Origin of the sequence: Desulfonatronovibrio magnus, assembly GCF_000934755.1 — a bacterium.
Classification (GTDB): domain Bacteria; phylum Desulfobacterota; class Desulfovibrionia; order Desulfovibrionales; family Desulfonatronovibrionaceae; genus Desulfonatronovibrio; species Desulfonatronovibrio magnus.
Map to the genome: position 1 here is coordinate 96,584 of NZ_JYNP01000018.1, position 13,164 is coordinate 109,747.

A 13,164-nucleotide genomic window follows, 5' to 3' on the forward strand; every position below is an offset into this window, starting at 1 on the left:
AAGAAAATTTGTAATAGTTTAGCCCTTTTCTAAGGAAAGCAGGGGACAGGCACCCCAGCCCTTGTTTTTTGTTAATGTAAAACACAGACTTAATAAAACAAGGGCTGGGAGAGCCAGTCCCCCTCCGGGCTGTATGCCTCCGGGCAGGAAGCCGTGCCACATGCAAATGGCTAAACTGTTACGAAAATTTTTTACTTTGATATGAGAAATAATGCCCAAGATCCTGATTCTTCAGCCTGCAGCCTGCAGAATCAGTCAACGCCTCAACGAAACTGTCCCTGTTCAAACTTGGGTTGTGGGCACAGCCCGCATTAGGCATTTTTATAACTTTACTATGGAGACTAAGCATGGCCCAAGACCAGGCCAGAATACTAATTGTAGACGATGACGCCAACATCATTGAACTTGTAGCAGGAATATTTGAAGAGGAATACGAAATACTGTTTGCCACCAACGGTATTAAAGCCTTGGAGATTGCTGCCTCGGCACAACCCGATCTTATCCTGCTTGATATACTGATGCCTGAAATGAATGGCTTCGAGGTATGTCGACAATTAAAGGGCGATGATGAAACAATGCATATTCCTGTAGTTTTTCTAACCGGAAAAGACTGTCCTGAAGATGAAACTGCCGGACTCAAACTTGGGGCTGTGGACTACATAACCAAACCCATTAATGCTTCCATTTTGCAAGCCCGTGTCAAAACTCATATCGCACTGGCACATGCCAGAAAAAAGCTTGAAGTTCAGAACCAGGAGCTTATTGAAGCAGCCAGAGTCAGAGAAGATGTTGAACATATTATGAGGCATGATCTCAAATCATCCATCACCAGCATTCTCAGCTCACCAAGAGCCATTCTTTTGGATGACAACCTGACTGAGGAACAGAGAGTTTTTCTGCAGCTTATGGAGGAATCAGCACTGCGAATGCTTAATATGGTGGAAATGTCACTTATTTTGCTTAAAATTGAGATAAAAAACTATGCAGTAAATTACCAGCCTGTAGATCTGATAAAATTAGTTAAAAATATTATTTCAGAAAGTCAGGCAGTTGCCAAACCCAAAAAAATAAAGACCAGACTGCTCATTGAAGGTTCTGAGCAATTACCTGAATCCCCCCTTATAGTCATGACCGAAGAAATCCTTTGTTCATCCATGCTCATGAACCTGCATAAGAATGCCTTAGAGGCCTCCCCGCACGAATCAGATGTTCTTATCAGCATCACTCCCGGCAATGATGTAACAATCTCCATTCAAAACCTGGGTGAAGTGCCTGAATCCATCCGTACCAGATTTTTTAACAAGTACGTAACTGAGGGCAAAAAGCATGGCACCGGGCTTGGCACCTATTCAGCAAAGATCATTGCTGAAGCCCTGATGGGAACCATTAAACTGGACTCCTCTGTTCCAGGCCAGACCACCATAACAGTTAAATTCCCCAATAAACCCAAAACAGATTTTGACAAGCAAGCCGTTTAGGATGTAATAGTCTGTCCCTTGACTTGACAGTTGTAAGCGCTTCACTCGGGCACGCCCGGAGCCGAACTTGGGAGTAACTTACACCCCTCGTTCCCAGGCTCCAGCCTGGGGACGTCTTGCTCTTTCGGCTCCAGCCGCTTCTTCAAAATGTGGCTGAAGCCACAAAAAAAGAGGTGTTCCCAGGCTGGAGCCTGGGAACAAGAGCAAATATACTGAAACTTGTAAGTATTTGATATTATTGCCAATATGATTCCAGTTGCTTGTAAGCTCTTCACCCGGGCGGCCCGGGAACGAACCTGCGAGTAACTTTACGAATCTGTCACTTTTCTGAAAATTGGGACAGTCCCCGCGAGGTACTTTAAAAAAGATTGATGCTGCATTGGTTCCTGGAAGAAATTTGCTTAAATGATAAAATTTACACAGCGAGGGACAGTCCCTGTGCCAGGCGTAAAGCTCTCATCTTTGACGGAACTTTTCTGGTAATTGAGAATCAATCATATGTAAAAATCTTAAAATTGTGAAAATTATAAACGTCTGATTTTGTTGGTAATTTGGTTTTAGTTACTTAGAAGCTTATTGCCTTGAATGTTAAAATTTATCAGCATTTAATTATGTAAACTATTTCAAAACCCAGACTTCATTCCAGGAGGAACCGCAATGAAAGAAAAAGTACAGGAAGTTCTTGATAAAATCAGGCCATCGCTTCAGGCTGATGGTGGAGATGTGGAGCTCGTAGATGTCAGCGAACAGGGTATTGTCAAAGTACGTCTGACAGGTGCATGTAAAGGTTGTCCCATGTCTCAGATGACACTGAAAAATGGAATAGAACGTTTACTTCTTAAGGAAATCCCTGCAATTAAAGGCGTAGAACCTGCTGAGTAAACCCAGCTTTTCCTGCCATAACCTACTAAGCATGCGGACAAGTCATTATCCGCCATTATTTTAAAGGTATTCCCATGAGGATTGCAACAAGATTTGCTCCCAGTCCCACAGGTTTTTTGCATATAGGTGGTGCCAGAACTGCTCTTTTCAATTGGCTTTTTGCCAGAAAAAACAATGGCCGGTTTATTCTTCGGGTGGAAGATACAGATGAGCAAAGGTCAACACCGGAAATGACGCAAGCCATCATAGATGCCATGGAGTGGCTTGGTCTGGACTGTGATGAAGGACCTTATTTTCAGAGTTTAAGAAAAGATATGTACTTAAGCTACATTGAACGGCTGGTTGAAAAAGGCAATGCCTATTTCTGCAATTGCAGCCCGGATGAAGTGGAGGCTATGCGAGAGCAGGCCAGACAAAAGGGCCTCAAGCCGAAATACAATGGAAAATGCCGGGAAAAGGGACTGAGCAGGAGCCATGAAACAGTTGTTCGTATCAAGGCTCCAATTTCAGGACAGACACTTTTCAATGATCAGGTAAAAGGCCCCATTTCATTTAACAATCAGGAGTTGGATGATTTTGTTATACAAAGAAAGGACAAGACCCCAACCTACAACCTGGCTGTAGTGGTTGATGATATCGAAATGGGTATCACTCATATCTTAAGGGGTGATGATCATGTGAACAACACCCCGAAACAACTGCATATTTATCAGGCTCTGGAGATTGACCCACCCATTTTCGGGCATGTGCCTATGATACTGGGTCCGGACAAGAAAAAACTTTCCAAGCGCCACGGAGCCCTCTCAGTCATGGCTTACAAAGAAATGGGGTTTTTACCTGAAGCCATGATAAACTATCTGGTCAGGCTTGGCTGGTCTTTCAAAGACGAAGAGATCTTTTCAAGAGAAGATCTGATACAAAAATTTACTCTTGAAAATCTGGGCTCATCAGCTTGCGTCTTTGACATGGACAAGCTGACATGGCTTAACTCTCATTATATCAAGGAGACTGATCCTGAAAGGCTGTCTATTATTCTCAAGGACCATATTCACTTTGAAAAACCTGAGATGACTTATTTAGAAAAAATAATCCCTCTTTTGCAGCCAAGGGCTGGGACCATGAAAGAGATGGCTGAGATGTCCGACTTTTTTCTATTGCCTGACAACAGTTTGAAGTATGATCAAAAGGCAGTAAATAAGTTTATCACTGAGGAAACCAGAACACATTTGAAAAATATCCTTGAGCGACTTGAAAATGTTGAGAGCTTTGATCAAAAGGGCTTAGAACAGGAATTAGCAGATTATATTCAGCAAGAAAATATCAAATTCAAGGTCATAGCCCAGCCATTAAGGGTTGCCATCACCGGCAAAACCGCCAGCCCCGGGCTTTTTGAAACAATGGAGGTGCTGGGCAGGGAAAGAGTTCTTAACAGGCTGAATATTGCTTTACAACTTCAGAGGTAAGAAAAGATCTAATGCTGGCTGTGCTCACAACCCAAAAAAGATATTTTAACCGCCCGTTCGAGGACTCACTCAAGACGCAAAGGGCGCAAAGGAAGAAAGAAGTTTTTTCATTTGCCGGGGAACCCAGTTAAACCCGTCCTCGACGGAGACTACGTCTGTTTAACAAGGCAGGCGGCAAAAGAAAAGGCAACCTTTTTGAAAACCGATGCCCGGTTCTCAAAAAAATATCTTCTTTATTGTCTTTAACTTTGAGTCCTTTGCCTGCTCAGTTGAATTGCTCGCAGAGCAAACCTGAAAAGCATTCAACCGGGGCACCTTTGCGGTTCTAATTTTCTTGTTTTTTATGACAGGGTTTCAAGAGAAAACACTAAACTGCTACCACTTTGTGAATACAGTCATTTTCGCCATAAAGACAGGATAAGAGTCAAAATAATACTGATAGCAATGCAGGTTCCAAGGGGAAAATAAAACTTGAAATTGTCTTTCTCAATAAAAAAATCACCAGGAAGGCGGCCAATACCAAAGGGCAACTTGTCTTTAAATAGAATGGCCGTGCCAAGAATAATCAAAACAATTCCAGCAAGAATGATGGCTTTGCCAATACCTGATAAATCGTTCATCTTGCTTTAACAGATTCTGGGTAATTGTTCGCCTTCCAGCATATCTAACAGCCTGTGTCCACCGAGAGGAGTTTTAAGCACAACCTTACCTTTTCTCTCATCCTTGACATAACCAATTATAGCGGCATCACTTCCTGCAGGATCGCTTTTCATAACCTCCAGTGCCTTGGCTGCAAGTTCATCAGGTAGAATACAGATCATTTTGCCTTCATTTGCCAGGTAAAGGGGATCAAGTCCCAGAAAGGAACATCCGCCTTCAACCTCCTCCCTGACAGGGATCGCCTCCTGCTCGATGACAATCTCGACATCTGACTGCTGGGCAATTTCATTCAGGGTTGTGGCCAGTCCTCCCCTTGTAGGGTCGCGCAAAACATGAATATCACCAACCTCCTGGACAAGTCTGACAATCAGATGATTCAAATTTTGAGAATCACTGAGAATATCGGTTTCAAAGGCAATTCCCTGGCGATGAGAGAGAATGGCCAGTCCATGATCGCCAATGGTCCCGCTGACCAGTATTGCATCTCCAGAACAGGCTCTGGAGCCTGAAGGAGGGGGGTCGGCTATAATGGTACCCAATCCGGTAGTATTGATGAATATTTTATCCACAGCTCCTCTTGGCACAACCTTGGTATCACCGGTTACAATTTTTACTCCGGCATTAGTTGCAGCTTGAGCCATGGACCGGACGATTTCCTCCAGATCACTCATTGAAAGACCTTCTTCAAGAATAAAGGCGCAACTCAAGTACTCAGGAACTGCCCCCAACATGGCCACATCATTGACTGTACCATGAACAGCGAGAGAACCAATGTTTCCTCCAGGAAAGAAAACAGGATCAACGGTAAAAGTATCTGTACTCATGGACAGTGGTTGCTTTAAGCCGATTAAAAGAACTGCGTCATCCAGTCTGTTTAGAATAGGGTTACCGAGATGCTTTACAAAAAGATCCTTGATCAATCGCTGCGAGGCCTTGCCTCCACTACCATAGTCCAGAAGCAGCTTTTCAGACATTATATTTTTCCTTCAATAATATTTTTGTTTAAAGAGACAGCTACAAAACATTCAATTCCAAAATAGATTAGCCCTTCTAAGTAACTACAATCGTTTTGCTAATAAAATCTGACGGTTAAATTTTTTACATTTTTTACATTTTTCACATTTTTACGATTTTTGCTTATGAATGATGCACATTTGCCTGAAAAATTCCGTCAAAGATGAGAGCTTTACGCCTGGCACAGCTTCCTGCCCGGAGGCTTACAGCCCGGAGGGGGACTGTCCCTCGCTGCGTAAATGTTTTCATTAAGGCAAATTTCTTCCAAGAACCAATGCAGCATCAGTCTTGTTTGCAGCACCTCGCGGGGACTGTCCCAATTTCCAAATATGGGACTGTTCTTCAATGTGGTGGCGGCTTCCAGCCGCCTGGGCTTTAATAGCCTGCAGGATGCAGGCTCCACTTTAAAGACAGTTACTCACAGGTTCGGTCCCGGACCGCCCGAGTGAGGAGCATTTAAAGAGCAAAACGGACGCAGACACTCCTGGACCAGCTGGAACATCAATCGATGTTTTAACTGTCTCATTATGCCACATGAAAAGGCCTGAAATCTTACTTAAATGCTATACTTGTGATAGGCTGCACATGAGCCTTCAGTGGACACCATGCACGGTCCGACAGGTGAAGCAGGAGTACATCTAATACCAAAAAGAGGGCATTTATCCGGAGAAATCAATCCTTTTAGTACATCTCCGCATTTACACCCCGGAACATTTTTAACATCAGGCAAATCCTGTTCGTGAACTATAAAAGCGTTAAAATTCTCAAAATCTTTTCTCAGTGCAAGACCGCTCTCAGGAATCACCCCGAGGCCTCGCCACATAGCGTCTGAAGTTTCAAAAACTTCACGCATAACTTGCAACGCCCTGAGATTGCCTGCATCATTCACAACTCTTTTGTAATTATTGATAACAGAAGCATGTCCCTGGCTTTTCTGTCTGATCATTATCAAAATCGCCTGAAGGATATCTAAGGGCTCAAACCCACCTATCACAGCAGGCATGTTGTACTCATCAGTTAGAAAAAGATATGGATCAAGCCCGATTACTGTAGAAACATGGCCTGGAAGCAGCAAACCGTCTACCTGAATGTCCTTATCCGAAGCCAGGGCCTTGAGTGCTGGAGGTACAAGCTTGTGAAAAGACAATACTGAAAAATTATCCAGATCTTTTTCTTTAGCCATTTTGACGGTTGCAGCTACTGTAGGTGCTGTGGTTTCAAAACCCACTCCCAGAAAAACAACCTTGTCCTGAGGATTCTGCATCGCCAGCTGCAAGGCATCAAAAGCTGAATAAACAACCTGAATCCTTGCTCCTTCAGCCTGAGCCATTTTAAGATTCCTGCCTCCAGGACCTGGTACTTTAATCAGGTCACCAAATGTAGCAATAATAACATTTTTTTCCGCAAGCTCCAGATAAGCTGCTATTTCCCGGTCATGAGTAACGCACACTGGGCAGCCCGGGCCAGAAAGGTGTACAATATTTTCAGGAAGAAGAGTTCTGATTCCACTCTGAAAGATGGCCACGGTGTGGGTTCCGCACACCTCCATGAACCTGAACTGCCCCTGAATCTCATGCTTGACCTGCTCAAGTATATTAAGACAAAGCTTGGGATCCTTGAATTTATTTAACAAGTTCAAGACCAAGTCCCTCCTGAAAGAGCTTAAGCGTCTCCAATCCTTCATCCCGATCAATTCTTCTCAGGGCAAATCCGGCATGAACTATGACAAAATCTCCCACCTGGGCAGGTTCATCAATGATATCAAGACGAACCTGATTTTTGACTCCCCCAACTTCGACCTGGGCCACATTATCTTCAATGGATTTAACTTCCATAGGTATGGCAAGACACATAAGTTACTCCCTGCGATTTAAGATTTGTGCACAAAAATGAATTAATAGTCAGCCCTGGCTCAAAGGTCAACAACCGGATTTTTTAAATCGCAATTGTTTAGACACTTGGATGTGCTGAAAAACTGGCTATTTCAAGTTACTCGCAGGTTCGGTACCGGCCGCCCGAGTAAGGAGCTTACCTGAAAAAAGTAACTGTTCACCACACTTTTTCACTTTGCTAAAGCCTGCATCCTGATTGAAACGGTAAGTCGACTTAAACATACTTAAAAAATATGAAACTATCCAATAGAATTTGCTTTTTTACCTCTTAAGTGGTAATGATAAACCTAAATGAACTGTTTGTTTCCAGAACCAGTCCCCTGCTTTCCTTAAAATAAGCTAAACTATAACAAATCACTACATGTTCCTACAGCCTGTATATTTCCCATATGATTCCAGGTGGAAAATCCCTGCAAGGGAAAAATGCATCCAGTACTGGAATGATTTTAAACTCCCTGAGCATATCAGAGAGCATAGCAGACTGGTGGCTTTAATTGCAGAAAATATCTATCATGCAGCGAATAAAACTCTACACGTGCCTGTAGAGGCTGTTGTTGCTTCAGCTCTTTTGCATGATATTGGAAAATTTTACTGCATAGAGCATGGCGGCTTTCATAACCAGCTTGGCGCAAGTCTTGTCATGCAACTCACAGGCAATCCAGCCATTGCCCAGGGGGTGATGCACCATGTTTTCTGGCCTGGAGAGATAGATGTTGACAAATTTTTTTTGCCTCTGGTACTCATTTACAGCGATAAACGGGTTAAGCATGATACTATAGTTTCTCTTGAAACAAGATTTCAGGACCTTTTTTCCCGGTATGGACTTAACGAAAGAATGAATGGTCTCATCACAAAATCCTGGGAGCAGGCCGTTGCCATACAAAACTCTTTTAACCAAAACTTTGGAATTGATCTAAATGCGCGTACTTTTGATTGCGGGCGGATGGTCTGATGAACGCCAAGTCTCTTTGAACGGTGCTAAACAGATAAACAATGCCCTGAAATCCTTAGGCCATGAAGTGCTTTTCTTCGACTTGACACCGGACTTTACAGACTTGATTGAGGCTGCAAAAAAATGTGATGCGGCCTTTATAAATCTGCATGGTTGTCCAGGTGAAGATGGCACAATTCAGGCATTGCTCAACGATGCAGGGCTTCCTTATCAAGGTTCTGACATTGTTGGCTCATGCATTGCCATAAACAAGAACCTTTCCAAACAGATTTACAAAAATCATGGCATGCCTACTCCCAAATGGACCATGATAACCCGGACCGACAGGCTCCCTCGAATTAACCTTGACTATCCCTATATTGCCAAGCCAAATTACGGAGGCTCCAGCTTAGGCCTTTCAATTATTAATAATGATCAGGAATACGAGAATTATTTTACAGCCCTGCCAGAGCATTTCAATGAAGTTTTGTGTGAAGCCTTCATCAATGGCATTGAACTGACCTGCGCCGTATTGGATAATCAAGCTTTGCCTCCGATACTCATCAAACCACGAAAAAGCACATACTTTGACTATGCCAGTAAATATGACCATGACGGAGCCCATGAAATTTGCCCTGCTCCCATTGATGACGTGGTTTCAAAAAAAATTTGCGCCCTGGCCCTTCAGGCACATGAGGTGCTTAAGCTGAAGCATTACAGCAGAACTGATTTTATGTGCGATAAAAATGGTAATATCTTTATATTAGAAACCAATACTCTTCCTGGCATGACTGCCACAAGCCTGGTACCCAAGGCAGCTCTTGCAGCAGGTCTTGAATTTGAAGACCTGATTGACCGGCTTCTTTTTCTAACTATCTCTGACAAAAATTCAAACACAAAAAAAACATGAAAAGCAAATCCATTACTTTACTGCCTGCTTTTCTTGTCTGCTACTCTCTGCTTTGGCTAATGGCTGTACCCTTTTTGTTTTTTGTAAAAAGGCTTCGCCCTGTCAACTGGCAGCGCTTTGGCTTATCCATGCCTGCCGGTCCTTTCAGGCTCTGGATACAGGCATCATCAGTGGGGGAGGCCAAGCTTGCTGTTAAACTCATATCAAAAATGCCTGAGCATCAGAAAAAGCATATTCTTGTTACCACCAATACAGCTCAGGGCATGCAAACTCTGCAAAACAACATTAATCCCCAGGTCAGTCTTGCCTATTTTCCTTTTGATATGATTTTTTTTTTAATTCCTGCGCTCCATGTCATCAAGCCGGAAAAAATCCTGCTCATGGAAACAGAAATCTGGCCAGGACTGCTCTGGCTCAGCAAAATAAAATCCATACCTGTAATTATCGGCAACGCCAGAATGAGTCTGAAAAGCTTCTGCAGATATTTGTCCATTTCAAGTGTGCTTGAAAGATTAAATCCCCATACCATAGCAGCAGTTTCAGAGCTTGATAAATTTAGATTTGCCCGGATTTTTCCGAGCTCTGCTGTATCTGTAATGCCAAACATTAAATTTGATATTTTAAGAGAGACCAAGGCTCAAACGTCTGCACATAACCGTCTATCATCACTTTTCAGTTCAAACCGGAAATTAATAGTTCTTGGCTCCATCCGCAGGCAGGAAGAACATTTGATTCAATGGCTGATAAACCAAATTGTCAACAATCATAACGAGATAGACATCGCTCTGTTCCCAAGACATATGACCCGACTGGAACATTGGGATTTATTTTTATCGCATAATAAGATCACCTGGACTAAAAGAACAAGCCTTACATCGTCAGACAGTCATTGCAGGGTAATCCTCTGGGATAAATTTGGGGAAATGCTTGACGCTTATGGGCTGGCTGAAAATGTTTATGTTGGCGGCAGCTTGATACCTTGCGGTGGTCAGAATTTTCTCGAGCCAGTTTCACAAGGTGTCGTTCCATGCGTTGGGCCTTACTGGAATAATTTTAACTGGGTTGGAAAAAAAGTATTTGATTATGGACTTGTAAATCAGGTCAAGGATATTCACGAACTGTATTCTTACTTGATAAAACCCCAAACATACTCAAACAAAATGGTTATGGACCTTTTTGCTGAATATCTTTCAGAACATAAGCATGGAACTAAAATTTTATTGCAAAAACTGAGCAACCAATAATATGCACACATCCCTGACATTTACCGGCATCATCCCGGCAAGGTATGAGTCGAGCCGATTCCCAGGAAAACCAATGGTAGAGCTGCTTGGCAAGCCAATGTTCTGGCACGTTTACAAGCGGGCAACACAATGCAGACTTCTTAAATCAGTATACCTTGCAACTGACGACAATAGAATATTTAATTCTGCCCATGAAAATAACGTTCCAGTCATAATGACATCTAAAGCACATAAAAGCGGAACCGACAGAGTGCTGGAAGCAGCCGAAATTCTTAGTCTGCCACAAGATACTATTGTAGTAAACATTCAAGGCGATGAACCGGCACTTGCCCCTGAAATGCTTGATCAGCTGCTATACCCTTTTATTTCAGATAACCGGATAAAAGTCTGTACTCTAGCAAGAAAAGAACAAAAAAATAAGGTTTCACATAAAAACACTGTCAAGGTAGTTTTTTCTCAGAAAATGAAAGCTTTATACTTTTCCAGGAGTATTATACCATATTCAGAGAATGAGCAGTTTTGTCATGTCCATATTGGAGCCTATGCTTTTAAGATGAAATACCTTAAACTTTTCAGCGAACTGAAACAAAGCAGACTTGAAATAGCTGAAAGCCTGGAACAACTGCGACTGCTTGAAGCTGACATTCCCATTACAATTGCCTTAACTGAACATATCTGCCAGGGAGTTGATACTCCGGAAGATATTGATAAGGTACTTAAATTACTTAGTGATGATTGAAAAAAACAGTTGTATCTTTAGAGTGCTTAACCGGGGGCTGGAGATAAACCGATAAGTAACTCACCCCCTCGTTTAAATCTTCAAGCCTGGAAACATTTTGTTCTTGCGGCTTCATTTGCTTCTTCAAGATGTTGCAGGAGCCACAGAAAAGCGATCTTCCAAGGCTGCAGACTGGAAACAAACGCTGAGTGTCCCATAGACCTTGGCGCTGTATGACATAATATTACAATAATTGTTAAGGAGAAGAAGACTATGAAAGCAATATTAGCACTTGAAGACGGAACCTTTTTCGAGGGTGAGTCATTTACAGGGTCCGGTGAGTCAGGTGGAGAGGTGATATTTAATACCGGTATGACCGGATATCAGGAAGTTTTGACAGACCCTTCATATATTGGACAAATGGTCTGCATGACCTATCCCCTCATTGGAAACTATGGTATCAATCCAGAAGATGTTGAATCATCCAAAGTACAGGTGGCTGCATTTATTACTAAAGAATGCTGCAAACAACCTTCCAATTGGAGATCCGTTGAAAATCTCCCTGATTATCTCTCAAGACATAATGTAATGGGCATTGAAGGGATTGACACAAGGGCCCTGACAAGACATATCAGAATTCATGGAGCAATGAGAGGTCTGATTTCCACCAATGAATTAGATCCTGCAGCTCTTGTGTCCAAAGCAAAAGAAATGCCTGAAATGCAGGGATTGAACCTTGCTAACCAGGCTAGCTGTAAAGAACCATATGCTTGGACAGATCAAGGTCCAAAACCTGTAAAGCTTAACAATGGAGCATATGACTGGCCTGAAGGAGCAGCCAGAGTGCTGGTTTATGATTTTGGAGTAAAGTGGAATATTCTCAGACTTCTTAAAAATGAAGGTTTGGAGTTGATGGTTGTCCCTGCATCTTTTTCTTTTGAAGAGGCATGTGCTCTTAACCCGGACGGGATTTTTTTATCCAACGGACCCGGAGATCCAGGAGCCATGAAAGAAAATGTTGAGGTAATTGCCAGGCTGGCAGATAGGTTTCCTCTGGCTGGTATTTGTCTTGGTCACCAACTTCTTGGCTTAGCTTTGGGAGGAGAGAGTTACAAGCTGAAGTTTGGACACCATGGTTTGAATCATCCAGTTAAAGATCTCGCTACTGGCAAAATTGAAATATCTTCCCAAAACCATGGCTTTTGCGTTAAAGTTGATCAGCTTGATTTTTTAGAGCAAACACATATCAATCTTAATGATCAGACATTAGAAGGGTTCAGACACAAATCTAAGCCAATAATCGGGGTACAGCATCACCCTGAAGCAGGCCCTGGACCACATGACAGCAGATATTTCTTTACAAGGTTCCGTAAGCTTCTGAGTTCCGAAAGCTTCTGACCAGCTGAATCATACTATAGAACATTTGTAATAGTTTAGCCATTTGCATGTTGCACGGGGACTGGCTCTCCCAGCCCTTGTTTGATTAAGTCTGTTTTTGTACCTCAACAAAAAACAATGACTGGGGTGCCTGTCCCCTGCTTTCCTAAAAAGGGCTAAACTGTTACGAACATTTTTATTCACTACAAAGCACACAAAAAAAGGGACTCATATGAGTCCCTTTTTTTGCGCCTTAAGGCATTTAAGAGATGTTCCGGCAGCGACCTACTTTCCCAGGGGTAGCCCCCAAGTATCATCGGCGCTGGAGGGCTTAACTTCCGAGTTCGAAATGGAGTCGGGTGTGACCCCTCCGCCATGGCCACCGAAACAAAATGTATAGTTAATAAGGGTAAGTTTTTTAATAGTTAGGTTAAGACTCACGGACTATTAGTACCGGTTAGCTGAACATGTCGCCATGCTTACACTTCCGGCCTATCTACCTGGTAGTCTTCCAGGGTCCTTCAGTCACATCCGAAGATATGAAGGGAGACCTTATCTTGAGGCTGGCTTCCCGCTTAGATGCTTTCAGCGGTTA

The 13,164-nt window shown here is 42.8% G+C and carries 12 protein-coding genes and 2 rRNA genes; 8 read left to right on the top strand and 6 right to left on the bottom strand.

The annotated features are described in order from the left end of the window. Nucleotides 1–347: 347 nt before the first annotated feature. The 3 genes from LZ23_RS03185 (at nt 348) to gltX (ending at nt 3,823) form a co-directional block, all read left to right on the top strand. The gene (locus LZ23_RS03185) at nt 348–1,478 is read left to right on the top strand and encodes a hybrid sensor histidine kinase/response regulator (protein ID WP_045211521.1); all 1,131 of its coding nucleotides are present in this window, start codon (nt 348–350) and stop codon (nt 1,476–1,478) included. Nucleotides 1,479–2,135: 657 nt separating this feature from the next. Next, on the top strand, nt 2,136–2,360 hold the full coding sequence (locus LZ23_RS03190) for a NifU family protein (RefSeq protein ID WP_045211522.1): 225 nt from the start codon (nt 2,136–2,138) through the stop codon (nt 2,358–2,360). A gap of 74 nt (nt 2,361–2,434) precedes the next feature. Further along, a complete protein-coding gene (gene gltX / locus LZ23_RS03195; RefSeq protein WP_045211524.1) occupies nt 2,435–3,823 on the top strand; it encodes a glutamate--tRNA ligase in 1,389 nt (462 codons plus the stop codon). A 395-nt stretch (nt 3,824–4,218) separates the two neighbouring features. Here the strand turns inward: gltX and LZ23_RS03200 are convergent, their stop codons facing one another. The 4 genes from LZ23_RS03200 to LZ23_RS03220 form a co-directional block, all read right to left on the bottom strand. Beyond that, on the bottom strand, nt 4,219–4,443 hold the full coding sequence (locus LZ23_RS03200) for a DUF2905 domain-containing protein (RefSeq protein WP_045211525.1): 225 nt from the start codon (nt 4,441–4,443) through the stop codon (nt 4,219–4,221). Nucleotides 4,444–4,449: 6 nt separating this feature from the next. Further along, complete coding sequence (gene hypE / locus LZ23_RS03205; RefSeq protein WP_045211527.1) at nt 4,450–5,457, bottom strand: hydrogenase expression/formation protein HypE; 1,008 nt, start codon at nt 5,455–5,457, stop codon at nt 4,450–4,452. Between the two features lie 596 nt (nt 5,458–6,053). Next, the gene (hypD, locus tag LZ23_RS03215) at nt 6,054–7,136 is read right to left on the bottom strand and encodes a hydrogenase formation protein HypD (protein WP_198145883.1); all 1,083 of its coding nucleotides are present in this window, start codon (nt 7,134–7,136) and stop codon (nt 6,054–6,056) included. Continuing rightward, nucleotides 7,120–7,350: a HypC/HybG/HupF family hydrogenase formation chaperone gene (locus tag LZ23_RS03220; RefSeq protein ID WP_045211531.1), complete on the bottom strand. Its 231-nt coding sequence runs from the start codon at nt 7,348–7,350 to the stop codon at nt 7,120–7,122. The genes hypD and LZ23_RS03220 overlap by 17 nt, the downstream gene beginning before the upstream one ends. A 400-nt stretch (nt 7,351–7,750) precedes the next feature. Between LZ23_RS03220 and LZ23_RS03225 the strand changes: the two genes are divergently transcribed. The 5 genes from LZ23_RS03225 (at nt 7,751) to carA (ending at nt 12,590) form a co-directional block, all read left to right on the top strand. Continuing rightward, nucleotides 7,751–8,341, top strand: a complete 591-nt coding sequence (locus LZ23_RS03225; RefSeq protein WP_045211533.1) for an HD domain-containing protein — start codon at nt 7,751–7,753, stop codon at nt 8,339–8,341. Further along, a complete protein-coding gene (locus LZ23_RS03230; protein ID WP_045211535.1) occupies nt 8,307–9,230 on the top strand; it encodes a D-alanine--D-alanine ligase family protein in 924 nt (307 codons plus the stop codon). The genes LZ23_RS03225 and LZ23_RS03230 overlap by 35 nt, the downstream gene beginning before the upstream one ends. Next, complete coding sequence (locus tag LZ23_RS03235; RefSeq protein ID WP_052507073.1) at nt 9,227–10,474, top strand: 3-deoxy-D-manno-octulosonic acid transferase; 1,248 nt, start codon at nt 9,227–9,229, stop codon at nt 10,472–10,474. Before LZ23_RS03230 ends, LZ23_RS03235 begins: the two co-directional genes overlap by 4 nt. Before the next feature lies 1 nt (nt 10,475). After that, nucleotides 10,476–11,213 (top strand): 3-deoxy-manno-octulosonate cytidylyltransferase, encoded by a 738-nt coding sequence (gene kdsB, locus LZ23_RS03240; protein ID WP_045211536.1) that lies wholly within the window; start codon nt 10,476–10,478, stop codon nt 11,211–11,213. 252 nt (nt 11,214–11,465) lie between these two features. After that, nucleotides 11,466–12,590, top strand: a complete 1,125-nt coding sequence (gene carA, locus LZ23_RS03245; RefSeq protein WP_045211538.1) for a glutamine-hydrolyzing carbamoyl-phosphate synthase small subunit — start codon at nt 11,466–11,468, stop codon at nt 12,588–12,590. A 251-nt stretch (nt 12,591–12,841) separates the two neighbouring features. Here carA and rrf read toward each other — a convergent pair. Both rrf and LZ23_RS03255 read right to left on the bottom strand, forming a co-directional pair. Then, nucleotides 12,842–12,956, bottom strand: a 5S ribosomal RNA gene (gene rrf / locus LZ23_RS03250). Between the two features lie 39 nt (nt 12,957–12,995). Further along, nucleotides 12,996–13,164: ribosomal RNA gene (locus LZ23_RS03255) — 23S ribosomal RNA — on the bottom strand; the annotation flags it as partial.